The 27,000-nt window shown below is 34.1% G+C and carries 21 protein-coding genes, 1 pseudogene and 1 riboswitch; of the genes and pseudogenes, 17 read left to right on the top strand and 5 right to left on the bottom strand.

The window, feature by feature from the left end; genetic code table 11:
- Positions 1 to 1,518: a glycine betaine uptake BCCT transporter gene (locus NST60_RS03175; RefSeq protein ID WP_169188279.1), complete on the top strand. Its 1,518-nt coding sequence runs from the start codon at positions 1 to 3 to the stop codon at positions 1,516 to 1,518.
- Between the two features lie 329 nt (positions 1,519 to 1,847).
- Here the strand turns inward: NST60_RS03175 and NST60_RS03170 are convergent, their stop codons facing one another.
- A complete protein-coding gene (locus tag NST60_RS03170) occupies positions 1,848 to 2,237 on the bottom strand; it encodes an SET domain-containing protein (RefSeq protein WP_016200818.1) in 390 nt (129 codons plus the stop codon).
- A gap of 321 nt (positions 2,238 to 2,558) precedes the next feature.
- Here NST60_RS03170 and truA point away from each other — a divergent pair, with 321 nt between their 5' ends.
- A complete protein-coding gene (gene truA / locus NST60_RS03165) occupies positions 2,559 to 3,296 on the top strand; it encodes a tRNA pseudouridine(38-40) synthase TruA (protein WP_101730145.1) in 738 nt (245 codons plus the stop codon).
- 392 nt (positions 3,297 to 3,688) lie between these two features.
- Here truA and NST60_RS03160 read toward each other — a convergent pair whose 3' ends face one another.
- On the bottom strand, positions 3,689 to 4,804 hold the full coding sequence (locus NST60_RS03160) for an IS4 family transposase (RefSeq protein ID WP_100525938.1): 1,116 nt from the start codon (positions 4,802 to 4,804) through the stop codon (positions 3,689 to 3,691).
- A 409-nt stretch (positions 4,805 to 5,213) separates the two neighbouring features.
- Here NST60_RS03160 and NST60_RS03155 point away from each other — a divergent pair, with 409 nt between their 5' ends.
- The 3 genes from NST60_RS03155 to NST60_RS03145 all read left to right on the top strand — a co-directional run bounded on the left by NST60_RS03155 (position 5,214) and on the right by NST60_RS03145 (position 8,786).
- Positions 5,214 to 6,665, top strand: a complete 1,452-nt coding sequence (locus NST60_RS03155; RefSeq protein WP_016200820.1) for a nicotinate phosphoribosyltransferase — start codon at positions 5,214 to 5,216, stop codon at positions 6,663 to 6,665.
- 22 nt (positions 6,666 to 6,687) lie between these two features.
- A complete protein-coding gene (nadD, locus tag NST60_RS03150; RefSeq protein WP_016200821.1) occupies positions 6,688 to 7,302 on the top strand; it encodes a nicotinate (nicotinamide) nucleotide adenylyltransferase in 615 nt (204 codons plus the stop codon).
- A 92-nt stretch (positions 7,303 to 7,394) separates the two neighbouring features.
- A riboswitch (ZMP/ZTP riboswitch) is annotated at positions 7,395 to 7,474 on the top strand.
- A gap of 112 nt (positions 7,475 to 7,586) precedes the next feature.
- Positions 7,587 to 8,786 carry a phosphoglycerate dehydrogenase gene (locus NST60_RS03145; protein WP_101730144.1) on the top strand — a complete coding sequence of 400 codons (1,200 nt, stop codon included), beginning with the start codon at positions 7,587 to 7,589 and terminating at the stop codon, positions 8,784 to 8,786.
- Positions 8,787 to 8,935: 149 nt separating this feature from the next.
- On the opposite strand, the gene NST60_RS03140 is transcribed toward NST60_RS03145, so the two are convergent.
- The gene (locus tag NST60_RS03140) at positions 8,936 to 9,892 is read right to left on the bottom strand and encodes a ribose-phosphate diphosphokinase (RefSeq protein WP_101730143.1); all 957 of its coding nucleotides are present in this window, start codon (positions 9,890 to 9,892) and stop codon (positions 8,936 to 8,938) included.
- 347 nt (positions 9,893 to 10,239) lie between these two features.
- Between NST60_RS03140 and NST60_RS03135 the strand changes: the two genes are divergently transcribed.
- From NST60_RS03135 to NST60_RS03110, 6 genes and pseudogenes are all read left to right on the top strand, one after another.
- Positions 10,240 to 11,595: an amino acid permease gene (locus NST60_RS03135; protein ID WP_101730142.1), complete on the top strand. Its 1,356-nt coding sequence runs from the start codon at positions 10,240 to 10,242 to the stop codon at positions 11,593 to 11,595.
- Positions 11,596 to 12,236: 641 nt separating this feature from the next.
- The gene (locus NST60_RS03130; RefSeq protein WP_016200826.1) at positions 12,237 to 13,214 is read left to right on the top strand and encodes an ABC transporter ATP-binding protein; all 978 of its coding nucleotides are present in this window, start codon (positions 12,237 to 12,239) and stop codon (positions 13,212 to 13,214) included.
- A 5-nt stretch (positions 13,215 to 13,219) separates the two neighbouring features.
- Entirely contained in the window at positions 13,220 to 14,023 is an 804-nt protein-coding gene (locus NST60_RS03125; RefSeq protein ID WP_040342407.1) for an ABC transporter permease, read from the top strand.
- 6 nt (positions 14,024 to 14,029) lie between these two features.
- On the top strand, positions 14,030 to 14,812 hold the full coding sequence (locus NST60_RS03120) for an ABC transporter permease (RefSeq protein ID WP_254414895.1): 783 nt from the start codon (positions 14,030 to 14,032) through the stop codon (positions 14,810 to 14,812).
- 87 nt (positions 14,813 to 14,899) lie between these two features.
- Complete coding sequence (locus tag NST60_RS03115) at positions 14,900 to 15,064, top strand: YozQ family protein (RefSeq protein ID WP_016200829.1); 165 nt, start codon at positions 14,900 to 14,902, stop codon at positions 15,062 to 15,064.
- 112 nt (positions 15,065 to 15,176) lie between these two features.
- A pseudogene (locus NST60_RS03110) lies at positions 15,177 to 15,698 on the top strand (polysaccharide deacetylase family protein); the annotation flags it as partial.
- Between the two features lie 103 nt (positions 15,699 to 15,801).
- Here NST60_RS03110 and NST60_RS03105 read toward each other — a convergent pair.
- Positions 15,802 to 16,836, bottom strand: coding sequence for a DUF3231 family protein (locus NST60_RS03105; protein ID WP_341098135.1), 1,035 nt, complete (start codon positions 16,834 to 16,836; stop codon positions 15,802 to 15,804).
- Positions 16,837 to 17,024: 188 nt separating this feature from the next.
- Between NST60_RS03105 and NST60_RS03100 the strand changes: the two genes are divergently transcribed.
- Complete coding sequence (locus tag NST60_RS03100; protein ID WP_341098133.1) at positions 17,025 to 17,708, top strand: response regulator transcription factor; 684 nt, start codon at positions 17,025 to 17,027, stop codon at positions 17,706 to 17,708.
- Position 17,709: 1 nt separating this feature from the next.
- Positions 17,710 to 18,714: a sensor histidine kinase gene (locus NST60_RS03095; protein ID WP_341098132.1), complete on the top strand. Its 1,005-nt coding sequence runs from the start codon at positions 17,710 to 17,712 to the stop codon at positions 18,712 to 18,714.
- A gap of 900 nt (positions 18,715 to 19,614) precedes the next feature.
- On the opposite strand, the gene NST60_RS03090 is transcribed toward NST60_RS03095, so the two are convergent.
- Complete coding sequence (locus NST60_RS03090) at positions 19,615 to 19,977, bottom strand: DUF3888 domain-containing protein (protein WP_169188285.1); 363 nt, start codon at positions 19,975 to 19,977, stop codon at positions 19,615 to 19,617.
- 436 nt (positions 19,978 to 20,413) lie between these two features.
- Between NST60_RS03090 and NST60_RS03085 the strand changes: the two genes are divergently transcribed.
- From NST60_RS03085 to NST60_RS03070, 4 genes are all read left to right on the top strand, one after another.
- A complete protein-coding gene (locus tag NST60_RS03085) occupies positions 20,414 to 21,982 on the top strand; it encodes a hypothetical protein (RefSeq protein WP_341098131.1) in 1,569 nt (522 codons plus the stop codon).
- Complete coding sequence (locus NST60_RS03080; protein WP_169188288.1) at positions 21,972 to 22,412, top strand: hypothetical protein; 441 nt, start codon at positions 21,972 to 21,974, stop codon at positions 22,410 to 22,412. The genes NST60_RS03085 and NST60_RS03080 overlap by 11 nt, the downstream gene beginning before the upstream one ends.
- Before the next feature lie 789 nt (positions 22,413 to 23,201).
- Positions 23,202 to 23,885: an ABC transporter ATP-binding protein gene (locus NST60_RS03075; RefSeq protein ID WP_169188289.1), complete on the top strand. Its 684-nt coding sequence runs from the start codon at positions 23,202 to 23,204 to the stop codon at positions 23,883 to 23,885.
- Positions 23,882 to 26,473 carry an ABC transporter permease gene (locus NST60_RS03070; protein ID WP_224428558.1) on the top strand — a complete coding sequence of 864 codons (2,592 nt, stop codon included), beginning with the start codon at positions 23,882 to 23,884 and terminating at the stop codon, positions 26,471 to 26,473. Before NST60_RS03075 ends, NST60_RS03070 begins: the two co-directional genes overlap by 4 nt.
- Positions 26,474 to 27,000: the final 527 nt, after the last annotated feature.

Raw genomic sequence — 27,000 nt, 5'->3', positions numbered from 1 at the left:
ATGAAGTTTAAAAATTATCTTGTCTTTAATGTTTCTGTAATCATTTTATTATTGCTTGTATTAGTGGGAGTTTTTGCTCCAGAAACACTTGAACAAACTTCAGCTAATGCGCAATCTTTTATTACTGATTCATTTGGTTGGTATTATTTAATGGTGGTTACGTTTTTCGTAATCATTTGTTTATATTTATTGATAAGCCCTGTAGGGAAAATTAAATTAGGAAAACAAGAAGATAAGCCTGAGTTCTCGCGACTAGTATGGTTAGCGATGCTTTTTAGTGCTGGAATGGGAATAGGTCTTGTCTTTTATGGGACAGCCGAACCCTTAAGCCATTATGCAATAAGTTCTCCCACGAATGAAATTGGCACAGATCAAGGAATGAGAGATGCAATGAGATTTACCTATTTCCATTGGGGAATCCATGCTTGGGCAGTATATGGAATTGTGGCCTTAAGCCTTGCCTATACTACTTTTAGGAAGGGGAGAAATTCATTAATAAGTTCAACTTTGAAGCCTTTATTAGGGGATTCGATGGATGGGAGATTGGGAAGGATCATTGATATTATTGCTGTTTTTGCAACTGTCACAGGTATTGCCACAACGCTTGGATTTGGGGCAGTGCAAATTAACGGAGGACTGTCCTTTCTTTATGGCATTCCATCAAGTTTTTTAACGCAATTTATTATTATCATTATAGTCACCGTGTTATTTTTACTTTCGGCAATTTCTGGTTTAGGCAAGGGAATTAAAATCCTCAGTAATGCCAATATGATTTTAGCTTTTATCTTATTTTTATTTGTTTTTATATTAGGAAATACTGTTTTTATTCTAAATTTATTTACAGATACGATTGGTACGTATTTGCAAAATCTCATTCGGATGAGTTTTCGAATTGCTCCTTTAAATGGAGAAAATCGACAATGGATAGATGCTTGGACGATTTTTTATTGGGCTTGGTGGATTGCATGGTCGCCTTTTGTTGGAATCTTTATTGCCCGTATCTCCAAAGGAAGAACAATTCGTGAATTTGTTACTTACGTATTATTTATTCCCTCTTTAATTGGATTTTTATGGTTTACTGTATTTGGCGGAAATGCGATGTTGATAGAACATAAAGGATTAGGTTCTATCTCCACTTTTGCTACAGAAGAAACACTATTTGCACTTTTAGAGCATTATCCTCTGAGTTCTGTTTTATCAATTTTGGCCATTGTGCTCATAGGAGTATTCTTTATTACCTCGGCAGACTCAGGTACATTCGTATTAGGAATGCTCTCAGCAAATGGAATACAAAATCCTAGTAATAGAATCAAAATTATTTGGGGACTCTTGCTTACAACGATCTCACTTGTGTTGCTTTATTCTGGCGGATTACAAGCCTTGCAAAATATGATGATCATTGCGGCTCTCCCTTTTTCTGTTATTATGATTTTAATGACGGTAAGTCTATTAAAGGAAGTACATCATGAAAAAGCGGAATACGAATCAAAGTGGAAGAAGAAAAAAGGCTCGATATAGCATCGAGCCTCAGGCTGTAGACAAACCCCTGAATTATAGAAATAGAGGTTTGTCTATAGTATATTTTATTAGTCTCTTTGAATAGAGATGTTGCTTTTCGTCCCATGGAAAGCGAGCGGACGCCTCGGAAAACAAAGCCATCATCTTATGTTTAAAAAGTGGCTATTGTCCATCATCATAAACTAGCCATTTTTCTGTGCCCTCCTCGCTAATCCCACAGGAGACTCACCCTTCCACTCCAAGCAACGCATGAAAATTCAATGTGAGTTTCTAAAAATCTTTTTGTCGACAAACTAAAGGCTCGATATAACATCGAGCCTTTTTTCTTCTTAATCTTCTTCTTTGTCTTTATTAAACCATAATGGCTCATAATCATCGACTTCACCATTGTAATTTATCAAAATTTCTTCGCCAGCTTTTATATCCTTATAAGCGAAATAGTCAAAGGTATGCTTATCAAAATTGATTTCATAAGTGGCATTTGGTTCATAGGAATGGTTAAAAAGCATGCCATAGCCTAAAACAACTGCACTGTGATTAATGCCATATTCATAAACATAATCTTCTAGTACTGTTTTTTCAATATACTTATGTTGGTCATTTGGATAAGGAACTACTGGGGCTTCATGAAATAAGGTCCCTTTTTTAATATCGCATGTAGCAAATACGCCTCTATTAAATTCTCCATCACTTAAAGGAGATGTTTTAATTTCAATCATTAATGATCACCTACAACTCTTTATATAGTTTATTGCTATATCTTACTCTAACATTGATTCTTTTATTTAGGAAATAAATTAAATAAAAAAATTTATAAAAAAGGAGTATTTCCGTTATAATCTTACTTTTCAGCCAATGATAATGATAGAGATAATAGTGTATAATGAGGGATATTCTTTAGGTTTATACCCGCAGCCTGAATATATTTTGATAGCTCTCGCATGAGCCTACCGGTATTCAAGCTGTTCAGTATTTTTAAATTTATTGTATTGAAAAACAATAATCCTTTAAGAACAAAAAAGAAGAGAACAGGAGAACAAATGAAAAATTATAAATTGCTTATTCAATATGACGGTGGACGTTACAAAGGGTGGCAACGCCTTGGTAATGGAGACCAATCGATTCAAGGGAAAATTGAAAATGTCCTAACAGAAATGGCTGGAGAAAAAATAGAAATTATTGGCTGCAGCAGAACGGATGCAGGGGTACACGCTTTATCTCAGGTTGCGAATTTCAAGATGAATAAAGACATGACTGAAACAGAAGTAATGGATTATGTTAATCACTATTTACCGAATGATATTAGCCTTTTGAAAGTAGAAAATGTTTCAGATCGTTTTCATGCAAGATATAATGCAAAGGATAAGATATATTTGTATAAAATTTGGAATAAATCGTATAGCAATCCATTTATGCGTAAATATAGTATGCATGTAGAGAAACGATTAAATAAAAATAAAATGGAGCAAGCTGCAGTTCATTTTGTCGGAAAACATGACTTTACTACTTTTTCAAATGCGAAATCAAAGAAGAAATCAATGGTTAGGGAAATTTATTTTATTGATATAAAAGAGGAAGCTGGATTTATTGAAATTCGTGTAAGCGGCGATGGTTTTCTTTACAATATGGTCAGAAAAATGGTTGGAACACTTATTGAGGTTGGGCTAGGAAAAATAGATGGAGATACTATTCCAACTATTATTGCAGAAAAAGATCGTAGTCAGATAGGCATGATGGCAGAAGCCAACGGATTATTTTTAGAAAAAGTAAAGTTTTAAAAAGAATGAGACAAAGCAAGTGGTTATATTTGACCTACTTGCTTTTTTTTTGCTGGTTTCAATCATTAATAAAGGCTGTTTTCGTAAAGTTTGTTGCGATTACCCACAGCTGGAATACACGCTTGAGCCTCCTCAGCTTCGCTTCCGGGAGTTTCAGACTGTCTGGCTAGTCCCCGTGGCCGTCTTCGTGTATTCCGGTTGCTCCATTTTTCCAACTAATTCTTTTTTTCTATTGAAAAAACATCACTAGTGTTGCATAAATGTTGTTAGAATATTCAGTTTAAATATGTCCCCTGTTAAGAGCCAAAAAAGTAAATACCCAACTAAAGGTGGATCCATCCATTTGGAAATTTTTTTACAATTAGACTTAAGAGACGACGACAATTTGTTTATTAAGGAATGGTTTTTCCTTCAATCTTTCGAAGCCAAATATGTGCTGGTTTCCACAAAGCTGCCCGTAAATATCGGCTAATTTGTAGGGTTTTTCGTTTACTTTTTGTCTCGATTTGTGCGAGAACATGCAGGCAAAAAACAATAAGTGCGATAAACACTTGATTCTGAATTGCCCATTCGCTTTGGCCGTAAAACTTTTTGATATGGAGATGTTGTTTAATCCATTTGAAAAATAACTCAATCGCCCAGCGTGATTTATACATCTTTGAGATTTCTTCAGCACTTAAATCAAAACGATTTGTGATTAAATGAAGCTCATTTCCTTTTGAATCAATCACTTTTAGAAGACGAAAGTAATTTTCGGCACGGTTTTGCGTCGTACCAATCAACACCATTTGATCCGACAAAACAGATGTATTCTCGGGTAGTTTAAAATCGTAAACCTCCCGTATGACTGCGTTTTTTCGCAGCCTAGAAAGGAAAAAGTAGCCGTCATCTGTCATCCGATCAAAGCGTTCGTAGTCTAAGTAACCACGGTCAAACACATACATACATTCCTTGTCATCAACCATTACTTCAAGCTGACCGCGGTCATGTTCTTTGGCCGTTGTCATAATGGCCTTTTCGGGATAGGATATACCTTTTTCCATAAACACAAGGCGTAAGTGCAATTTAACACCCGCTTTTGTTTTGCGGAATTTTGCCCATTTATGATTAGTCAAATTGAGAGGCAATGTGCTTGAATCAATGATTTTTAATGGCATCACAAGTTTCGTGTTGTGCGTTTTGGCATGAATTTGTGAAACTAAATCAAGGAAAAGCTTTTGGAATAAGTCTGGATTCATGCCATTTAAACGGCGTGAGAGTTGGGAAATACTGATAGAATCAAGATCAATGCCCTTTTGCAGTTGATCATCGAAAAGACAATCGCTCAGCGCATGCAGACTTTCGACTTCTTCTAGCTGCGCAAAAAGTAATAATTTTAGAAATGACTCTGTCGTTAGTTTTTTCGTATAGAAATCTAATTTCAACGTTTTCACGTTTTCTTCAAATAATTGAAGATTTATTGGTGAAAACCATTGTCCAAATGAAGTTTTTCGTGTAATCTTGTCCATGCGATAGTCCTTTTTAGTGGATTTGGACGGGTTACCACCTAACTTATCCATTATAAAGGACTTTTTCTTTGCATAAAATGATAAAATTGAACATTTCAAGTATTTTTAATAGTTAAATTAAATTAACGCAACACTAGTGAAAAAACATCAATCCTGTAGAAAAAAGCCTTAGTAAAAGACGAGCTCCTAGTGGAAGCACAACAAAGTATCGAAAAGAGTCACTTGGATAATGGCCAATCGCTCTTTTATGGAAAAATAATTTTTCTATACCTGTGTAAAAGCTTTGTCAAAAGAGAATGATTTGACAATGAAAAGGATATTTATATAACAAAGAGAGATTTGTCACATGCTAAGGCAATAGACAATGTTTTTAGAACTAGAAATTAATTTAGCAAGAGGAGGAAAATAGATGAACTATGCGGATGACAGTCTTATGCTTCATACAGATCTTTATCAAATTAATATGATGGAGACATACTGGAGAGATGGGATACATAAACGAAAAGCAGTATTTGAACTTTATTTTCGTAAGCTTCCATTTGGTAATGGTTTTGCCGTTTTTGCGGGATTAGAACGAATTTTAAACTATATACAAAATTGTCGTTTTACAGATAGTGATATTGCCTACTTAAGAAACGAAGTTGGTTATAAGGAAGATTTTCTTGCCTATTTGAAAAATTTAACTTTTTCTGGAGACATCTATTGTATGGAGGAAGGGGAGTTGGTATTTGCTAATGAACCAATTCTTAGAGTAGAAGCTCCTATTGCAGAGGCGCAATTAATAGAGACTGCTTTGTTAAATATTGTTAATTATCAAACGCTAATTGCAACAAAATCAGCCAGAATGAAGCAGGTAATTGGAGATCAAACGGCGATGGAGTTTGGAACACGAAGAGCACAGGAAATGGATGCTGCGATATGGGGAACAAGGGCTGCTTTTATTGGCGGGTTTTCGGCTACTAGTAATGTAAGGGCTGGAAAAATCTTTCGTATTCCTGTGTCTGGTACACATGCTCATGCACTAGTTCAAGCTTATCAAGATGAATACAAAGCTTTTAAAAGCTATGCTAGTACGCACACAGAATGTGTTTTCCTTGTAGATACATATGATACGCTTCGATCTGGTGTACCAAATGCAATTAAGGTAGCAAAGGAATTTGGTGATAGAATTCGCTTTAAAGGAATTCGCTTAGATAGCGGTGATTTAGCGTATCTTTCTAAGAAAGCAAGAGAAATGTTAGATGAAGCAGGATACAAAGATACAAAAATTATTGCCTCTAATGATTTAGATGAGTACACCATTATGAATTTGCTTGCAGAAGGAGCAAAGATTGATATTTGGGGGATTGGAACAAAGCTAATTACAGCATTTGATCAGGCTGCATTAGGCGCTGTTTATAAATTAGTTAGTTTTGAAAGTGAAAACGGCGTAATGGAGGATACGATTAAATTATCTGGAAATCCGGAAAAGATTTCTACACCGGGGCAGAAAAGAGTGTATCGAATTATTAATAATGAGAACAATCATGCAGAGGGAGATTATATTACACTAGCATCAGAAAGCATCACGCAAGAACCTTTAAAAATGTTTCATCCAATTCACCCGTATTTGAATAAGGTTGTCACAAATTATAGAGCAATTGAATTACATCAGCAAGTTATAAAGAATGGACATGTCCAAATTCAAACACCAGAATTAACTGCTATTCAAATAAAGGTTAAGGAGAACTTAAAGTTTCTTTGGAATGAATATAAAAGAACACTTAATCCAGAAGAGTATCCAGTAGATTTAAGTAAAGCATGCTGGGAAAATAAGCGGAACTATATCGAAAAAATGAAGGCGAAGGCTAACCAAAATTAACGTGAAAGGGGAGAGGCAATAATTGGGGAAAATAGGGGTTTACGGATCATCCTTTGATCCAATTACTAATGTTCATTTATGGACGGCAAGTACTGTTGTCCATCGTTGCAGGTTGGATAAAGTTATCTTTCTACCCTGTTCGAGTAAAAGAAGAGATAAAACGATGGAAACAGCAGATGAACATCGTCTAGAGATGGTGAATATGGCTATTGAGAATAATGATAAGTTTGCTATAGATGACTATGAAATGAAGCAAGATGGCTGGGAAATTTATACGTATCATACGATGAATTATTTTAAAAAGCTATTCCCTAAGGATAAAGTCTACTTTATTATGGGAGCGGATTTACTTGTTGATATTGGCCAAGGTAAGTGGAGCAAAGGAGAGGAATTGATAGCAGAAAATCGATTTATTGTCATGGCACGAAATGGAATTGATATGTTATCTACGATTAGCCGATCGCCGATCCTCCGCAATCATGACGATGGAAAAACTTTTCATTTGTTAGATAAGGGGTTAGCCATGGAAATAAGTTCTACCTATATAAGAGAGGAGCTTTCAATGGGAGGAGAACCGAGGTATCTTTTACCAGAAAGGTGCTATGAGTATATAAAGAAAAATAAGTTATATCAATAAACTGTTCTAAAAAAAGCATGAAAAAGAACGAAATTCATAAGAAATTAGTAATTGATGATTACTGAATAGTCTGATAGAATAAAGGCAATCTAAAGGCTGTGTGTAACTGGCGAAATACGGATAACCGTAGGGGAGCACATAGCGTCGTATGCCGTTCGCCTGGGCAGAGGTAAGGGAATTATAACTCCTTGCCTTTTTCTTTTTTAAACTATTTTGGTTTAAAAAGGAAAGAGTATTTTCCAAGCTTATAAAGAATATAAATGATGAAAAAGGGAGCAATGGAGATGAGCACTACGACTGTAAAAGAAGTAAAAACAATTAAGACCTTAAATAATATTGCAGCAAGTGGCCTAAATGTATTTAAAAAAGGCAATTATACAATGGATGATACAAGTAATAATCCTGATGCGATTCTTTTGCGCAGTTTTAATATGCACGGACTGGAACTGGGAGATAAGTTAAAGGCAATCGCCCGCGCAGGGGCAGGTGTCAATAATATTCCGGTTGAACAATGTACAGCACAAGGGATTGTTGTATTTAATACACCAGGTGCGAATGCAAATGCGGTAAAAGAAATGGTGCTGATGTCGTTGATGGCTTCTTCTCGCAATTTATTTGAAGGAGTATCATGGACGAAAACAATCGCTACGGAAGGTGATCAAGTTCCAAAACTTGTGGAAGCCGGCAAAAAACAATTTGTTGGTCATGAAATCAAAGGGAAAACACTAGGTGTAATTGGTTTAGGAGCAATTGGGGCACTTGTTGCTAACGATGCTCTTGCTCTTGATATGGATGTTATTGGATATGATCCATTTCTTTCTGTAGATACAGCCTGGAATTTATCACGTAATGTACAGCGAGCAATGACATTAGAACAGCTATTTGCAGAGTCTGATTATATAACGGTCCATGTACCATTAACAGAAGACACGAAAGGAATGTTTAACAAACAAGCATTTGATTTCATGAAACCAGGTACACAAATTTTAAACTTCTCTCGCGGAGAACTGGTTAATGAAATAGACATGGCTGTCGCATTGGAAGAAGGAAGGATAGGACGCTATATCACAGATTTTCCAAATGAAAATGTTCTCCAAATGAAAAATACGATTGCGATTCCGCATCTTGGAGCATCTACAGAAGAATCAGAAGAAAATTGTGCCGTAATGGCAGCAAGACAAGTAAAGGATTTCTTGGAAACTGGCAACATTAAGAACTCTGTTAACTTTCCAAATGCCTCTATTCCATACACAGGGAAACGTCGTGTAACAGCCTTCCATTTAAATGTTCCTAATATGGTTGGACAGATTACACAAGTAATTTCCACCTATCAGTTGAATATTGCAGATATGGTAAATAGAAGTCGCGGTGACTATGCTTACACGATGATCGATATTGACAATCAAGTAGCAGATCACATTATTCCACTGCTATCTCAGCAACTAAAAGGAATTGATGGAATTGTTACGATGAGAGTAATCTAAAGCTAGGAAACAGGTAAAGTAAAAACGATAGACTCCAAGGCAAAAAAAGAGGAAGTATTTTGCCTTGGAGTCTATTTGTACGTAGTTAGAATACGAATTTCCTAAAAACAAAAAGGCTGTCCAATTGGACAACCTTTGCACAAATAGCCTTATTTAAACAAGACACTAACTGATTTATTCTCATAAACGCGGATAATCGCATCACTAAGTAATTCAGCAATAGATAGCTGTGTGATTTTGGAGATTCTCTTTTCTTCTGGAAGCGGTATGCTATTAGTGACAATCAATTCTTTAATTTGTGATTCTTGAATCATATCAATAGCTGGTTCAGATAAAACGGGATGGATACAACATGCGTATACTTCCTCGGCTCCATTATCAAGTAATGCTTTCGTTGCAGTCGTAATTCGGTAAGATGTATCGACGATATCGTCGATAATAATCGCGGTTTTTCCTTCAATATTACCGACAACGTTTACTTCACGAGGACCAATATCTTTCGGACCACGTTTATCAATGATGGCAATAGGTGCTTTTAAGCGGTCGGCAAGCTCACGTGCACGAGTAACACTACCGTGGTCTGGCGCTACTACCACAACATCATGGGAAAATTCTTTCGTATTTAAATAATCAGCAAGTAGCGGGATACCAACTAATTGGTCCACTGGAATATTAAAGAAGCCCATCGTTTGTGGTGCATGAAGATCCAAAGTTATCACACGGTCTGCACCAGATTTTTGAATTAAATTGGCAATTAATTTAGCGGTAATTGGCTCTCTCGGCTGTGCTTTTCTATCTTGACGCGCATAACCATAATAAGGAATAACCACATTGATAGTATTGACGGAAGCTCGTTTTAAAGCATCAATCATGATAAGCAATTCCATAATACTTTGATTTACGGGATCGGAAGTGGACTGGATAACAAATACTTCACAACCACGTACACTTTCTTCAATATTGATTTGAATTTCGCCATCGCTGAATTTTTTGACTGTACACTTTCCTAATTCTGTACCTAGATGTTCCACAATTTCTTGGGCAAGTTCTGGTGTTGAATTAAGAGAGAATACTTTTAATTTTGTTCCTTGGTATGTATTGGGCATGATTGCTTCCTCCTATATTTTGAACATACTTAGCGATGCTCATTCTACCTAAAGATACTTCTATCAAATATTGTAGGATACTGATATTTGCATTGCAACCAATTAATAGATTTTTCGCATAAAACAAGATCATTTTTCATGACATAGAATGGAAATATTACTAGTATATACCTATTTTTAGCATATGTTAAAAAAATAAAATTAGCCATTAAATAGAGATAAATTCCTATATCTATCAAGAAGTAAACAGATTCGTGTATCTTGTCTTAGAATGTGCTAAACTATAATTCGTTGACTTTGTTACATAATATATTTAAATAGTACAACTGAAAAGAGAGTGATTTAAAATGCAACAAGAAACATTGTCTAGAGGCTTGAAAAACAGACATGTTCAATTAATTGCGATTGGTGGAGCAATAGGTACAGGACTGTTTCTCGGTGCGGGTAAGTCTATTCATTTAGCTGGACCCTCCATTTTGTTTGCTTACATCATTACGGGTATTATCTGTTTTTTGATTATGCGTGCTTTAGGGGAACTGCTTTTATCCAATCTAGAGTATCATTCATTTGTTGATTTTGTTAATGATTATTTTGGAAGAAGAGTCGCTTTTGTAACGGGATGGACCTATTGGTTTTGTTGGATTTCCATTGCAATGGCGGACCTAACTGCAATTGGTATGTACACTCAATTTTGGTTTCCGAATATTCCTCAATGGGTACCCGGATTAATAGCTTTGATTGTCTTACTAATTATGAATTTAGCGACAGTTAAGTTATTTGGAGAAATGGAGTTTTGGTTTGCCTTAATCAAAATAATTGCGATTATTGCTTTAATCATCATTGGTTTTATCATGATTGTAAAAGGTTTTTCAACAGATGCAGGACCATCAAGTTTTACTAATTTGTGGAGCCATGATGGCATGTTTCCGAATGGGATGAATGGATTTATTTTGTCTTTCCAAATGGTTGTTTTTGCCTTTGTAGGCATTGAACTAGTAGGTTTAACAGCTGGTGAGACAGAAAATCCTGAAAAGGTTATTCCAAAAGCAATTAACAATATTCCTATACGAGTGTTGATTTTTTATGTAGGGGCATTGCTTATTATTATGAGTATTTACCCTTGGAATGCTATTAATCCAGCAAAAAGTCCATTTGTTCAGGTTTTCCTGGCGGTCGGTATAACCGCTGCTGCAGGAATTGTTAACTTTGTTGTTTTGACTTCGGCTGCATCGGCTTGTAATAGTGCAATTTTTAGTACAAGTAGAATGACGTATGCTTTAGCAAAGGAAAAGAATGCACCAGAGGCACTAGCTAAATTAACCAAACATCATGTTCCCTCTAATGCTTTGTTCTTCTCGGTTATTGTCGTTTTAATTGCTGTTATTTTAAATTATATCATGCCAGAAGGTGTGTTTACGTTAATTACAAGTATATCTACTGTTTGTTTTATTTATATATGGGCAATTACGGTTCTCTGTCATCTGAAATATCGAAAAACAAGACCAGAGCTTGCAGCAAAAAATAAGTTTAAAATGCCACTGTTTCCAGTAGCTAACTATATCATCCTCCTTTTTCTAGCGTTTGTTCTTGTTGTGCTAGCACTTGCAGAGGATACAAGAATCGCATTGTTTGTGACACCAGTATGGTTTATTTTACTATTGGTAATTTATCATCTTAAATGGGTTAGACATTCTTATCGATAATATCTTATCTTGCTCATGATCCCCACTTTAAGCTACGGAAAATGGAGAAAGCCAGGTGTTGGATTAACCCGTAAAGGCCCACTAAGTGTTAGCAGGGATAAGGAAAATCTCCCACTGATAGGAAGTTTTCTTTCTAAACAATAATTAAGAGGCTGGGACATAAGTATTCCAGCCAAGGATAATTCCGAACAATTATACGAAGATGCTAATGAATGTTCCGTATAATTGTTCGGGCTTTTATTTGTTTTTCAAAGGATGTTTCCATGAAGTTTGGTGCGATTCCCCGCAGCCGGAATACACTTCGCTTTCCATGGGGCTCGCGCTGAGCCGCTTCGGCCTGTGGCCTGCAGGGTCTCAGACTGTCTCGCTAATCCCATAGGAGTCTTCGTGTATTCCGGCTGCTCTGTTTTTCCAACTAATTATATTTCCTCTTGTAAAAAGTATGCGAAAGCAGCCGCTATTTACTAGCTATATTAGAAATTGTTCGTCTTTACAGAGTATCTATTTAGGTTATGTCCCATCCTCTTTTTATTATCCCTTGATTTTGAGCGAAAGAAAATTTTAAAAAATCAAAAAACACCATTGACAAATTCTTCAATAAAATGCTATTATATTCTTCTTTTGAAAAGGAGGGAGAAGCATTGATTAAAGTAGACGGGATAAATAAGTCCTTTAAGGTTGCTAAGCGAGCAACAGGATTGGTGGAAGGACTAAAAGCCCTTGTTTCTAGGGAGCACACGATTGTCCATGCATTAAATGATGTGAGTTTTACGATAAATCCAGGAGAAATTGTCGGTTATATTGGTCCGAATGGAGCAGGGAAATCAACTACGATAAAAGTAATGAGCGGCATCTTAGTTCCAGATAGTGGAAGTTGTGAAATAATGGGCTATACACCATGGAAGGATCGAGTAGAATATGTGAAAAATATTGGTGTCGTCTTTGGGCAACGATCCCAGCTATGGTGGGACGTACCGGTCATCGATTCATTTGCTTTATTAAAAGATATTTACCATATACCAGATAAAGAGTATGATGAAACGTTATCGTTATTAATTGACACACTCGAGTTAAAAGATATCCTACATTCACCAGTAAGACAGCTCAGTTTAGGACAGCGGATGCGTTGTGAAATTGCAGCTTCCCTTATACATAATCCACAAATTCTATTCTTAGATGAACCTACCATCGGTCTTGATGCAGTTAGCAAAATTGCAGTAAGAAACTTTATAAAAAAAATCAATAAACAGAAGAATGTAACGGTTATCCTTACAACACATGATATGTTTGATATTGAAGCACTTTGTGATCGAGTTATTCTAATCGGAAAAGGGAGCCTATTATATGATGGGAATCTACAGGAACTAAGAAATCGCTTTGGATCTCATCGAACAATAACGGTAGACTATAAGTCTAGTAATATACCTATTCAAATTCCCGGGACCATTAATCTCTCCCGGACAGAAGAAAGAGCAATCCTGAGTGTAGATACGACGCAAATATCTGTATCGGAAGTAATCATGGAGTTGTCTCATTCACTAGATTTAGTCGATATTTCCGTCATGTCACAGCCGATTGAAGATATCATTGTACAACTCTATAAGGAGTATGAGATATGAGGACAATGAAACCATATATGGCTGTATTAAGATTGCGTTTATTAAATGGTATGCAGTACCGTGCTGCAGCATTGGCAGGTGTTGCTACACAGTTTTTCTGGGGATTTATTTATATCATGATTTTTCAGGCATTTTATGCACAAGCGAGCTCGAATCAACCAATTTCTTTAGAAGAATTGGTCACTTATTTATGGCTACAACAATCTTTTTTAGCATTTATAATGCTATGGTTTCGCGACAATGAGTTATTTGATTTAATTACAACAGGAAATATTGCATATGAATTATGTAGACCAATTGGGATTTATGAATATTGGTTTAGCAAGTTACTAGCACAGCGGTTAGCTAGCGCATTATTAAGGTGTTTTCCGATATTGTTGCTGGCTTTTTTGCTGCCTCCAGCTTATCGGATGATGTTACCCCCAGATGTCAAAACGTTCTTGTTATTTTGTCTCTCGCTTTTATTGGGATTATTGGTTTTAGTGGCTATTTCAATGTTTATCTATATTTCCGTATTTATTACATTATCCCCGATGGGTTCTCTTCTAGTATTTGGTGTTGTAGGAGAGTTTTTTGCTGGGATGGTCGTTCCTATTCCGTTAATGCCAGAGTGGTTACAACAAATCGTTTATCTTCTGCCGTTCCGATTAACAGCTGATTTTCCATTCCGGGTCTATTCTGGTCATATTCCAAATGGAGAAGCAATGGAAGGAATCTTCATTCAGCTTGCTTGGCTGTTAGTACTCGTTTTCTTTGGGAAAATAGCTTTACAAAAAGCGATGAAAAAAGTCATTGTACAGGGAGGGTAAGCTTAGATGAGACTATATTTTCAATACCTTCTATTATTATTTAAATCACAAATGCAATATCGAACATCTTTTTGGTTATTGTCATTAGGACAATTTCTGGTCCCCTTTTCTGCCTTTGCCGGATTATATTTTTTATTCGAGCGATTTGGACAAATAAAGGGCTGGGATTTTTATGAGGTTGCACTTTGTTTTGCTATCATTCATATGGCATTTGCATTAAGTGAATGCTTTGCAAGAGGGTTTGATAATTTCTCTAGTCTTGTTGCGAGTGGTGATTTTGACAGATTACTTGTTAGGCCAAGGACAACCTTTGTACAGGTCCTTGGTTCAAAATTCGAGTTTACGAGAGTTGGGAGACTTTTGCAGAGTGTTATCGTGCTAGGTTGGGCTGTAAGTAACTTAGCAATCGATTGGAGTTTTTTGAAAATTTTAACGTTACTATTAATGATTATAAGTGGGGTTTTTATTTTTACTGGCATTTTTATTTTAGCAGCTACCCTCAGCTTTTGGACGATTCAAGGGTTAGAAATTGCCAATATTTTTACTGATGGTGGTAGGGAGATGGCGCAGTATCCGTTAAATATTTATCAAAAATGGGTGACGCGTTTTTTTACTTTTGTGATTCCTTTTGGAAGTGTTAATTATTTACCTTTACTTTACCTGCTTGGTAAAGGAGGAAAGGAAGAATGGCTATATATGCTGACACCCCTAGCAGGAATAATATTTATCCTTCCCTGTATTTTTGTATGGATAGTGGGTGTTCGCCACTATCGGTCAACCGGTTCCTAATAGAGAATGTTTCCTGTTTCGTGAATGGTGGTATAAATCTAATAGATTAATTTTACTTCATCAAGAAATAATGGGAGGCGTTTTAAAATGAATAAAGAATCAATAACAAGCCCTGCAGGAAAAACACATCAGCCTAACGAGAAGAATCAAAAAGATGAGGCTTCAAAAGGCTTGAAAGAAACTCATGAGCAAGCAAATAATAGTTTAACAGAGGGTACAATTGATAAGAAGAAGGAAAAGGAAGAAAAATAAATTAGTATTAAAAAGGAGAAAAATGACTATTCATTTTTCTCCTTTTTGTATCTGGTGAAGGGGACACGTATAATGGATAGTGGTTAAATAAATAGAGAGAAAGGCTGTTAGAATGAAAAAAATATGGATTATATTAATAGGATTATTGGTTCTGTTTCTTCTTTTAGTTGCTACCTATAAATTAATGAATGCGCGGACTTTTCAATTGTTTGGGGGCTTAACGTATCAGGTGGAGACAAAGGAGAAAGTAGTTGCATTAACATTTGATGACGGACCAACAAAAAATGTGGATGACATATTAGCATTATTAGATACTTATGACGCAAAAGCTACTTTTTTTCTTATTGGAAATGAGATAGAAAGAAATCCTGAATTAGCAGAGAAAATAGTGGAAAAGGGACATCAACTTGGAAATCATACATATTCTCATGAACGGATGATTTTTAAATCACAGGCTTTTATAAAGAAAGAAGTGGAAGAAACAAATCAATTAATTGAAAAGGCAGGTTTCACAGGTGAAATAGATTTTAGACCACCAAATGGGAAGAAGTTATTTGGACTTCCATATTATTTAAAACAAGCAAATATAGATACGATTCTCTGGGACATTGAGCCTGATACTTATTATCAGACGCCATACGAACTTTTCTTAGTCTGTACGTATAATCGTTCGGGGTTATTTGGTTGAAAATACTTATGTCCCAGCTTCTTTCCTACAGAAAAATCATAATTTTAAGTTATTTAACTAACTTATCCCTCTCGGCTGCGTAAGGTGGATGCTCCATCCAGCCATTATCAATCATAATTTTTGCTGCATCTTCGGCAAATTTACTAATTTGAAGTAATCCTTTTGTATACATAACTCCTAAATCATGTCTTCCGCTAACAGCTACTGAGTTTCCGAAGGATCTAATTATCATGGAAAACATATCCATTTTATGAAATAACATTAATTTATCGGAAAAAGGAGTATCAGTAGAAGTTGTTACTAAATGATCTAGATAGGATGGTGCTGGTAAATCTTCTTTATGTAATTTTTCCACAAATAACTCAATATGCTTATGTGTGAAGTTTTTGCCTCTTTTAAATAAATCACGAATTTCTTCTTGTTCGGTAACTTGGCTAAATGCCGTTATTAATGCTTTACTAGTAACGTTATTTTCAATATTATCATAAAGATGGGCTATCTCTAATGCATGTAAAGGTCTTACATGTCCAACATATCCATTTAAAAAATCCTTCTCAACAAAATCTTCTTTTTCTGGTATCGGAATAATAGGCGGTTTACGAATAAATCCCTTATTCATTAATACTTCTTTGATTTGCTCCATTAAAGCCATGGTAGATTCCATACAATACTTATAAAACTCTTCTACATCTTTTCTAAAAACAAGTGGAATGGCTACTTTATAAATGCTCATCCCTGCATTAGCAGCATATTTAAGATAATGAACATAGAATTCATCTTCAAACAAACGAGGGGCTTGAGGGTTCAAGTCTTCTTCTATAGAGAAACCTTTAGGTATAGGGAAATTTTCTTTCTTCAATATTTCTTTTGAAGTATTTAAGAATTCTGTAGTTAATGTAAACGCTTCTTCTAGTAATTTTTTAATATCTGTATCCTCGACGTGCTGTAAATAATAGTGTAGAAAACATGTAGACATGCTGTTCCCCCTATAAGTCGCCCAAAGTTTACCCAACTCTGCTGATGTAAGCTTTTCACTATGGTTTATGTTTGTTGAACGTATATTTAGTGGTTTTTGCGTGTCCATTTTCATTCTCCTTTAAAGGGATTTTGTTTTAGTATTCACGAGCATTTATTATCATATGCTAAACTTAATTACTAATAGGGAATCCTTTTTTAATGGTGAGAATTTTTTTGAAAAAATAGAATCACTTTCGCTCCTTGTTTCAATCGTTTAGTATAATACAGAAAAAAGAAAATTTATGGGAGTAGATAATGAAGATACTACTTGTTGAAGACGATAAAACCATCGCCTCTGGTTTAGAATATAGTTTACAAAGTGAAAAGTATGAAACAATTACTTGTCATGACGCAAAATCTGCTAGAAAGACTATAGAAGAAGAGCTAATAAATATTGATTTATGTCTATTTGATTTGTCGCTGCCAGATGGTTCTGGTTATGAGCTATGCGAAATTGTGAAAAGTAAATCAGATAAGCCTGTTATCTTTTTAACTGCATTAGATGACGAAGTAAATGTTGTCATGGGTCTTGATATGGGAGCAGATGACTATATTACAAAACCATTCCGCTTAAGAGAGCTACTTTCTAGAATTAAATCTGTTTTGCGACGCTATAATAAGCAGCAACAAAATAATCCGATTATTGAAATTGATCATATTAGAATTAATACATTGGAAGGAAAGATTTATAAAAGGAATGAAGAAGTAGTAGTTACAGCCTTAGAATACCGATTATTTCTTATCTTCGCTAATAACTTAGGACAAGTATTAACAAGAACACAGCTATTGGAGCGCATATGGGATGTAGCAGGAGATTTTGTTAATGACAACACCTTAACTGTTTATATCAAAAGGCTTCGTGAGAAATTAGAAGATAATCCGCAAAAACCGACTATTATTAAAACTATTCGCGGTCTGGGCTATAAGGTAGGTGACTAACATGCTTCGTAATCGAGAAGTGAAGAAATTAACAATAGTTTTAGCTCTCATTAGTACAGTAGCAATTGTGTATGCTACTATTGCATATTCCATTTCTGTCACAGTATATTTATTTGTAGTCATTATCATTATTTTCGGATGTTTTTATCAATTTACAAGGTTTCGATACAAGGAAATAGAAAAGCTTTCGAGTTACTTGCAGCAAATTAGTAATGGGGATAAAAGTTTAGATATTCGTGATAATGTGGAGGGTGAGCTGAGTGTTTTAAAAAATAATATCTACAAAGTGACCTTAATGCTTTCGGAAAACAGTGCGCTTCTTCGTCAGGAAAAATTAAAGCTAACTGATGCGATTTCAGATATATCCCATCAATTAAAAACACCGCTGACATCCATGGTTGTGATGACTGATTTATTAAGTGATCCACATTTAGAAGAGGGAAAAAGGCGAGAGTTTACGAGTAATCTATCAATACAGCTGGAAAGAATGGAGTGGTTAGTCTCTTCTTTGCTGAAATTATCGAAAATGGATGCTGGTACGATTCTATTTAAAAAGGAGCAAGTTGATGTGAAAAAACTGCTTTATAAGGCAGTGGAACCAGTTTTAATTCCGATGGATATCAAGGGACAGGCTTTTGGCATTGTAGGAGACGAAGGTGTTACCTATATAGGAGATTTTAAATGGACAGTGGAAGCAATTATCAATATATTAAAAAATTGTGTGGAGCATACAAAAGAAGGTGGAGAAATTCAGATTCACTTCTCGGAAAATGTCTTGTTTACGGAAATTGTTATTCAAGACAATGGAAAGGGAATTGCCAAAAACGATTTACCCTATATTTTCAAACGGTTTTATAAAGGCGAAAATGCAAGCGAAGATAGTATAGGCATAGGCTTAGCCATGGCGTATAGTATTATAAAAAGCCAGCATGGTGATATTGAAGTTAGAAGTCAGTTAGGAAGAGGAACAACTTTTCATATTAAGTTTTATAAACAGGTGGTTTAGTGAGGATAGCGGTATCTAGGAGCGGGAATGAAAGCTGAAAATTGTTCCGCTTTAAGAAAAAGTGGCGTTCATAGAAGGAATGAAAGCCAGAATCCGCTGAGCTGCAAGGAAAAGTGGTGTTCATAGAGGGAATGAAAGCTAAAAACTGCAAAGATAAAAGAAAAAGTTTTACTTTTTTCAATTTTCTCTTATATGGTTTTATCAACTATATTGATGAGCAACAATTCCCTTTTGCTTTCTATTCTCTTTATTCTTTTAACACTACCTCTAATTCTATTTTTAATAGACCTTTAATTACATAATAACAGAACGTTTGTTCTTGTTCGGCTAGTGACAAAGAAGACGGATGTAGGTTAGTAAAAAAGTTTAATTAATTTTCTTTTTTGCAACTATATAAACAGCACCTTAAATGTCTAGGCAAATATTTTAGGTATAACTCCAACATTTTACATTAAACCTACATTAAGATAACAAACGTAAATAAAAGCTGATTTTCCACATTGTTGTAGAAATCAGCTTTTGCTTTATTTAATGGAGTAATTCATTTGAGTTAGATTTTTTCTCTTCTAACTTTAATGTTCTGAAATCGAAGCTCTCTAATTGTTTCCTCTAATTGAAGTGTTAATTTCCCATATCCCTTTTATAAACTACATTACATAAAAGGGGTATATATCTTCAGCGTTATGATTGGCTAATAAAATTGTCATTTACAGAAGACTCTTTTCAGTATAATCCAGAATTCTAGTACGATAATTGAATACGTGGGTAGCATTAATTAGCTAATTTAGCTTAATCATAATGTTAAAAGGATATTCAGGAAAAGCATCAAAAAAGGCAAGTCACTATACTCTGTGTGGCGTAGATCTTGCAATAGTTATTTAGGGGTAACATCTTCCTCAATTATTCATATTTACTTTTTTTATGAGAATAATTTATAACTGTAACTCCTGCTGCACTAACGTTCATAGTTACAGTGTCTGTTCCTAAGTAGATATGAGCTTTCTCAAATGGCATTATAGTTACAACAACATCAAAATCATATCCCCCCTCGTTTTTTCTAGTGATGCTTATTACTTTAGCATCAGCAGGAGAAAATTGTGTTAATTGACCATAATAACCAGTTACAGCGTTGTTTATATAAGGATATAAAGTTGTTAAAAAGGTATCAGTAAGTATTTTTTCGTTATTCTGCGCTAGGGAATTAGTAGGAATGATAAACAACAATGAGAGGATAATTAATGCAACGGTTAATAGCTTTTTCACTTTATTAGCACCACCTAGATTAGTTTTATACCTAATATGTCTTTAATATTGGTCCAATATACATTTTTCGAATGAGTTTTCAGCACTTTTTTATTGTTGACATTAGTTCTTGAACATTCGGAATTTATAAAATGAATTTTGTGTGATACTAATCTAATTATCTGAAGCTCGCTATCAAAATACTAGGCTACAACTTACCTAATTAAAAATTTCATATTCTTATCTTGTTCAAATTTAATTTATTTCAAAAATCATTAGTGGTATAAGATGTATGGAATATGTTATCACGCTAAAAGAATCCTGATTTTCAGGGTTCTTTTTTTCATAAGAAAGGATAATAGTGAAATATTACTAAATTGATAAAATATAGAGGTTTTTTAAGTTGGTTGAAGAATTAGTATATTATGGTAAATTAAACTTTTTGAGGTGAACTTTAATGCAAATTAATAAAACAAATATGTTTGCAATAATTGCTTTTCTTATTTTTCTTATTTGGGGCTCTATAATTTTATTTAGTAATTCAACTGCAAATTATATAATACAAGAATCCAATTCACAAACTAAGGAACATGAATTAACAATAAAACAAGCGATTAATTTGGGATTAAAAAAAGCTAAAAATGAAATTGGGCCTAATATTAAGTTATTTGAAGTGACAAGTGTGGATGATGAATTAAAATCATTTAAAAATATAGGTTCCAATGGAAAGAGAAATAAATGGAATCTCACTTACGTTAACTCTCAAAATGGAAATCCTTATTATGTGACAATTGAAAACGGAGAGATTACTGAGTTATTTAATGATACATCTGGGAACATAAACCTAGATATTTTAATTGATCCAAAAGATATAAAAGTAGATAGTAGTGATTTGATAAAACATGCAAAAGATAATTTCGATTTAGCACCAGGTAATATCGCTATAGGGTATCATTTTGTTTTAATAAATAAACAAAAAGGTGAACCGATATTATCAGTCTATGGAACTAATGTAGACGGTTATTTTACCAAAATACATTACAATGCAAAATCAAGTAATTATATTAAATCTGAACATCAGCTTCCTGTGGGTGGCGGTTACTATAAAGAGAACGCTTCTGAAGTACTTCTAGTAACTGAAAAAGGATCTGCAGTAATTGGCTCAGACCTCTCTCCTAATTTTAAAATGGACAAAACAATTGCTATATGGGGATACCAAAAAACAGGTTCTACTTTATCAAAAACATTCCTAAAAATATCAAAGGACGGAGGTTCAAATTGGGAATTGATAAATGTTAACGAAGAACATATAAGTAAAATTTGGTTTTCTGATAAATATATGGAAAATAATACTATTTTTATTGCGACAAATGATTCTATAAAAAAGTTCAACATTTTGACAGAAGAAATTGATGTTATTTTTCATGGAAAGCAGTTAATAGATATAAATGTTCTAAAGGATGTGGTAGCAGTCTTATCAGAAAATAAAATATATTTATCCAAAGATGAAGGAGAAAACTGGAAAGAAATAGAGAATAAAAGAAATGTAAATCAAATTAAGTTAGACAGTTTAGGTAGTATTTATGCTTTAGCAGAAGGGCAAGTTTACAAGGATAAAATTGAGAAATCATCAAAATTGGATTTACCAAATGGAGTTGATGCAATATTACAAATTGAAATTATCAGAGATCAATTGTTTATTAGCACCCCTTCAAGTTATTGGATTTTTAATAATAAATCTCAAGAATGGAAAAAAGTTAACATAACAGAAGTAGATAAATCCTATCAAACTTTAATTATAGATAAAACAAGGAACATGAAACCGGAGGAACTATTTGTATTAAACAATAATAAACTCATTTCTTATATCCTTAATGAAGGAGGTGATGTAAGTACTCAAAAAAAAGAAATAATATTACCTGATGACCAACTGTTAACAAATGTCACTGTTATATCCGGCAAACTATTTTTATCTACAGTACCAAATTTTAATTGGGTAGAGGAGGAAGAAGAAAATGAAGAATAAAGTTTACAAAGGGTTTTTAATTCTTACTACTGTATTACTTTCAGTAATATATCTCTTTCCAAATGAACCAGGAGCAGTAACTCGAACTAATCAAACAAGTACTTGTTACTTAGCAAATCCACTTACTGAAAAACCTTCTAGGCAAGGATATAATTATGTTGCGGGAGTAACTGCAGCTTCTCAAGTTAATGTTAAATATGATAAAAGTGCACCTCCAAAAATTCCTTGGGGCACATGGGTAACTATAAGTAAACCTGCACCTATACCTGGAGTAGGAAATACATCAAGGTTTCGAATAGATGATACAGGTGATATAGAATGGAAGCAAACTCCTTACTTTGTTGATGTATATTGGGGAGGAAGAACTACTGCAAATGGAACAAGTTGTGTGAATAATTGGGGGATAAAAACAGTGAATGTAACTTATTAGTATGGTTTAGGTAAAATCAAATACTGTACCTTACGATAAAAAGTTTTAGAATTATTTAAGTGAGGCTGGGACATAAATCGTCTATAAAAGTAAAAAAGTGAAATCGCGTAGTCGATTTTACTTTTTTACTTTTATAGACGATGTTTAAAATTAAGTATTATAATTTACAAACTTCATTCTTTAAAAATAATTAATATTTTTCTTTAGCAATTTTTCAACAATGTTTAATATGTAGATAAATAATAAAGTCATTTAAAAACATAGATTCAAACCATTAAAACTACGCTGTCAATTTGAAACAATAATTAGAGTAATCTTATTCATATTAGCAAAATTAGGAATAGTCAATAATAAGTGGGGGAAATACATCGTTAAGCCAGATAAAGAAAACAATGAGGGCTATATTAACATATGGCTTAAAAAGGATAGGAGTCATGGAGAAAAAAACACCCTAGTGCAAATCATAAATAAAACCGAATCTAACGAGAGAATAACTTGGGTTTGGCTTAGCACTTTTGATTTTAAATTAATTAAAATACAACCAAATCTATTAATTCAACTTTTTGAATTAGAAGCAAATCGAGAACTTATAGACATTAAAGATACTTTACTTGCGGAAAATCAGTAGCGTTCATCAAAAAATGAGCACCATACCTCATAAAAAAGAACAAAGCATAAAAGAACCTACCACCTATTCCTACCAAAGTGACTAAATTGTCACTTTAAAGTCACTCGAGAGTCACTTTAGACAGGTAGACTAAGAGCATCAAGTAATAGGAGGACGATAAAATGGAAATTTTAAAAATAGATAATCTGTCTAAAGTGTATGGGAAAGGAGAAACAGCTGTTAAAGCGTTAGATAATGTCTCCTTTTCTGTTAACAAGGGTGAGTTTGTTGCAATTATAGGACCATCTGGGTCGGGAAAATCAACTTTGCTTCATATGTTAGGTGGAGTAGATAGACCAACTAGCGGAAAAGTTTTTGTTGATAATACAGATATTTATCAATTAAATGAAACACAATTGGCTATTTTTCGAAGAAGACAAATTGGCCTAATCTATCAATTCTATAACTTAATCCCGATTCTTTCGGTGGAAGAAAATATTACGCTTCCTCTTTTATTAGATAATCATCAAGTAGATAGAGAACAATTTAATCGAATTGTTTCTATATTAGGTCTAGAACAAAGATTAGACCACCTTCCTAACCAATTATCAGGCGGACAGCAACAGCGCGTTTCGATTGGACGTGCATTAATTAGTAATCCTGCCATTATGCTCGCAGATGAGCCGACGGGGAATTTAGATAGTAAAAATAGTGAAGAGATTATGGAACTATTAAAAATGTTTAATAAAACCTATAATCAAACACTAATTGTTATTACGCATGATGAACGGATTGCATTACAAGCTGATCGAGTTATCTCTGTAGAAGATGGAAAAATCGCCAAAAATGAGGTGATTCGTCCATGAACATTATGAATAAACTTACTTTGAGAAATTTAAAGGAGAATAAGCGAAGAACACTCGTAACAATCATTGGTGTTATTATTTCTGTTAGTATGCTGACAGCTGTTGCGACACTTGGTGTTTCTTTTATTGATTTATTAAAAAGAGATAGTATGGCAAGAGACGGAGAGTGGCATGCACAATTCATAGGAGTTAATAGTGAGCAAGTCAAAGAGATAAAAGAGGATAAAAAAATAGAAAAGGTAATCTTATCTAATGATCTAGGCTATGCGGACTGGAAGGGTTCAAAAAGTGAATATAAGCCGTATTTATTTTTTAGACAATATGATGAACAAGGACTTACGCAGTTTCCGATTACATTAAAAGAAGGAACGTATCCCAAAGCCTCTAATGAAATCATTATATCAGATGAAATGGTGAAGAATGCGAAAAGAGAATATGTCATCGGAGACGAATTAAAAGTTAGTATTGGGGAAAGGCATTTTAAGTTAGAGGAAGAAGATTCAATCCTCACACAAACAGATCCTTTGCAAAGGAATGAAGAAGGAGAAAATGTTGAGGAAATCCAACGTGTAAAATCTTATACATTTAAAATTGTCGGGATCATGGAAAGTCCATCTTGGGAACCTACTTGGTCACCAGGTTATACCATTGTTAATTACATGGACAAAAGTGAATTAACGAGTAATAGTAGTATAAATGCAAGTGTTGTGATGAAAAAGGTAAAGCAGTCTATTTATGAGGATTCAGAATCCTTAGCTAAGAAATTAAACATTGAAAAAGTTAATTATAATAGTGAGTTACTGCGTTATTATGGAGTATCATCGAATGATAATCTCCTTCTTACGATGTATTCTTTATTAGGTATTATTATCCTTGTTATCATTATTGGTTCTGTAGCACTGATTTACAATGCGTTTGCTATTAGTGTTTCGGAACGAGCAAGGCATTTAGGAATGCTTTCAAGCGTAGGGGCAACTAAGAAACAAAAAAGAAATTCTGTATTCTTTGAAGGTGCAGTTATAGGTGGAATCAGCATTCCCTTAGGAATAATTGCTGGGCTAGTGGGAATTGGAATTACATTCTCATTTATAAATAAGTATTTTCAAGAGGCTTTAAACACTGCAGAAGGATTAAATGTAGTGGTTACACCTTTTTCCATCCTATTTTCTATTCTCATTTCACTTGTAACCATCTTTATTTCAACCTATTTACCAGCTAGAAAAGCATCAAAAATCTCTGCGATAGATGCAATTAGACAAACACAAGATATCAAATTATCCGGAAAAAAAGTGAAAACTTCTAAACTTGTGCGTAAGCTATTCGGGATAGAAGCGGAAATCGGTCTGAAAAATTTAAAACGGAATAAACGAAGATATCAAACAACCGTTTTTTCTTTAGTTATTAGTATTTTACTCTTCTTAACCGTTTCCTTTTTTTCAGATAATATGAAAAAGTCAGTGGAACTATCACAAGAAAATATTGACTACGATATTGCTGTGTCTGCTGGTTCAAATAGTACAGAGGAAGAGCTGCTACCTCTAGCAAATGCTCCGAGTATTACACAAAGTAATTTAATTAAGAACATATATGTAACAACCTTTTTAGCTAAGGATGTATTAAGTGAAAATAATAAAAAATCGGTAGAGAAAGATAATACGATGTTAGATGATGGTAAACTGTCATTTAATGTGAATTTCTTTATTTTATCGGATTCCTCGTTTAAAGATTACGCTAAAGCAGCAGGCTTTAATAGCAATGAATATTTAAATTCAGATGTTCCAAAAGGTATTGTGCTTGAGACTGCATCTTATTTTGATCCATATGCAGAGAAATTTATTGAGGAAAAAGTACTTGATGCAAAACCAGGTGATTCTATTGATCTCTATATGTATCGAGAAGACAGTGGCAAGGAAGAATTTTTTAATAAGATTCAAATTGGCTTATTTACAGATGAAACTTTAATGGGAATAAGTTCTAATAATTATCGAACCATTACGATGATTATTTCTAACGAAGTAGCAGAGAAATTATTTGAAGATGAAACTATTAATATGGACTACAATTTATATTTAAACAGTGATAATCCGGAGAAAGCGCAAGAGGAATTAGAAGATTTAAAAACAGGCTCTATGTATATTTACAATGTGGAAATGGATCGAAAGCAATCAGAACAGATGATTATGATCATGTCTGTCTTTATGTACGGCTTTATTTCCCTCATATCATTAATAAGTATTGCCAATATCTTTAATACGATTTCAACTAGTATTTCCTTACGAAAAAGGGAATTTGCAATGTTGCGTTCTGTAGGAATGACGCCAACTGGGTTTAATAAAATGATTTATTTTGAGAGTATTTTTTATGGGATAAAAGCATTGATGTATGGTATTCCAATTAGTATTGGAGTCATAGCAGCACTATACTGGTCCATAAGCAATACATTTGAATATGGCTTTGAGCTTCCATGGTTGAGTATTCTATTTGTAGTTATTGCAATATTTATCATTGTCGCGGCAGCTATGCTATATTCAGTTAGCAAAATTAAGAAAGAAAATATTATTGATGGATTAAAGCAAGAGAATATTTAGAATTATAATCGATAGAGCATTTCAAATAAAAACTCGTCAAGATTGACGGGTTTTTTTGTGACTTGTGGGGGAAACCATACGTTGTTTTTAATTTATAAATGTAACAAAAAGAAGTACAAGGTTATTAATAGACATTCCTTATACTGGAATTTATAATTTAATTAACTGCTAGCTTGTTAAAGTATTCACATTGGTAAGTAAGCTATAAGACTAGTAGTATATTTTCTATGAATTTTGCAAGCGTATACTTAACGGTCTATTCTAAAGGCTGTTTTCTAAAGGATTGTTGTTTTTTCAATCGAAAAAAAGAATTAGTTGGAAAAATGGAGCAGCCGGAATACACGAAGACTCCTGCGGGATTAGCGAGACAGCCTGAGACCCCGGAGGCGAAGCTGAGGAGGCTCAGCGCGAGCCCCACGGAAAGCGAAGTGTATTCCGGCTGCGGGTAATAGCAACAAACTTTACGAAAACAGCCATTCTAAAAAACAGGATAAAAATAAGGTCTGGAATTTTAAAGACTAAAGCAT

The organism is Niallia sp. FSL W8-1348, assembly GCF_038006745.1.
GTDB lineage: Bacteria > Bacillota > Bacilli > Bacillales > Cytobacillaceae > Niallia > Niallia alba.
The sequence above is the reverse complement of the archived record's forward strand: the minus strand, read 5'-3'. Positions and strand labels throughout refer to the sequence as shown.

Coding starts and splice junctions, on each gene's coding strand:
- NST60_RS03160 (WP_100525938.1), bottom strand. CDS start 4,804: ATGGACAAGATTACACGAAAAACTTCATTTGGACAATGGTTTTCACCA.
- NST60_RS03080 (WP_169188288.1), top strand. CDS start 21,972: ATGAAGAATAAAGTTTACAAAGGGTTTTTAATTCTTACTACTGTATTA.
- NST60_RS03145 (WP_101730144.1), top strand. CDS start 7,587: ATGAGCACTACGACTGTAAAAGAAGTAAAAACAATTAAGACCTTAAAT.
- NST60_RS03105 (WP_341098135.1), bottom strand. CDS start 16,836: ATGGACACGCAAAAACCACTAAATATACGTTCAACAAACATAAACCAT.
- NST60_RS03075 (WP_169188289.1), top strand. CDS start 23,202: ATGGAAATTTTAAAAATAGATAATCTGTCTAAAGTGTATGGGAAAGGA.
- NST60_RS03120 (WP_254414895.1), top strand. CDS start 14,030: ATGAGACTATATTTTCAATACCTTCTATTATTATTTAAATCACAAATG.
- NST60_RS03175 (WP_169188279.1), top strand. CDS start 1: ATGAAGTTTAAAAATTATCTTGTCTTTAATGTTTCTGTAATCATTTTA.
- NST60_RS03170 (WP_016200818.1), bottom strand. CDS start 2,237: ATGATTGAAATTAAAACATCTCCTTTAAGTGATGGAGAATTTAATAGA.
- NST60_RS03125 (WP_040342407.1), top strand. CDS start 13,220: ATGAAACCATATATGGCTGTATTAAGATTGCGTTTATTAAATGGTATG.
- NST60_RS03100 (WP_341098133.1), top strand. CDS start 17,025: ATGAAGATACTACTTGTTGAAGACGATAAAACCATCGCCTCTGGTTTA.
- NST60_RS03115 (WP_016200829.1), top strand. CDS start 14,900: ATGAATAAAGAATCAATAACAAGCCCTGCAGGAAAAACACATCAGCCT.
- NST60_RS03085 (WP_341098131.1), top strand. CDS start 20,414: ATGCAAATTAATAAAACAAATATGTTTGCAATAATTGCTTTTCTTATT.
- NST60_RS03095 (WP_341098132.1), top strand. CDS start 17,710: ATGCTTCGTAATCGAGAAGTGAAGAAATTAACAATAGTTTTAGCTCTC.
- NST60_RS03070 (WP_224428558.1), top strand. CDS start 23,882: ATGAACATTATGAATAAACTTACTTTGAGAAATTTAAAGGAGAATAAG.
- NST60_RS03155 (WP_016200820.1), top strand. CDS start 5,214: ATGAACTATGCGGATGACAGTCTTATGCTTCATACAGATCTTTATCAA.
- NST60_RS03140 (WP_101730143.1), bottom strand. CDS start 9,892: ATGCCCAATACATACCAAGGAACAAAATTAAAAGTATTCTCTCTTAAT.
- NST60_RS03135 (WP_101730142.1), top strand. CDS start 10,240: ATGCAACAAGAAACATTGTCTAGAGGCTTGAAAAACAGACATGTTCAA.
- truA (WP_101730145.1), top strand. CDS start 2,559: ATGAAAAATTATAAATTGCTTATTCAATATGACGGTGGACGTTACAAA.